1 protein-coding gene is annotated in these 565 nt (G+C 46.2%); it reads left to right on the forward strand.

Going from position 1 to position 565, the window contains the following annotated elements; all coding sequences use genetic code 11:
* The coding region (locus tag ACJBCC_RS17275; RefSeq protein WP_407557933.1) for a hypothetical protein at nucleotides 1-565 on the forward strand (565 nt) is incomplete at both ends.

The raw sequence follows: 565 nt of genomic DNA on the forward strand, positions 1-565 counted from the left end.
CGACCCTCTCTTATGAGCATTTCAAAGGGAGTCATTGGATCGCTCAAGTCGCGAAACGGCTTGTCGACCACACAGATTTACTGCTCGTGGGGCATTTTAACAAGCATGACATTCAAACCTTACTCACCGAGCTAGCAAAAAACGATTGTGATCTATTGCTATTAAGTGAGCGTTCATGGCCTTCTCACGCCAACATGCTTTGCGCGATAGATCCGCTTCATCGCGGAGATGCAAAATCAGTCGTAGATAAAGCCATCGTATCGCGAGGCTCAAAGCTAGAAAAAACCTTGAGCGGAAAAATGACATTAGTTTACTGCCGCTACGTTGCGCCTTATCTGTCTCGCTATCGTGCAGAGATTTTGAGCAACCAAAAAGCAGGCATTACGGACTTTATTACTGCGCAAAAGTTAACTCGAGTACCACTACTGCTGCCAGAAGGAAACCCTGAAACGGCGTTACCAAAAGCAGTTAAGCAATCACAAGCGGCAATTCTGATTATGGGCGCGTGTAAACGAAGCATGTCATCCCAATTTTGGTCTGGCAGCACTGTAGACACGTTACTTGA

Origin of the sequence: Winogradskyella sp. 4-2091 (assembly GCF_045765065.1) — a bacterium.
Lineage (GTDB): Bacteria > Bacteroidota > Bacteroidia > Flavobacteriales > Flavobacteriaceae > Winogradskyella.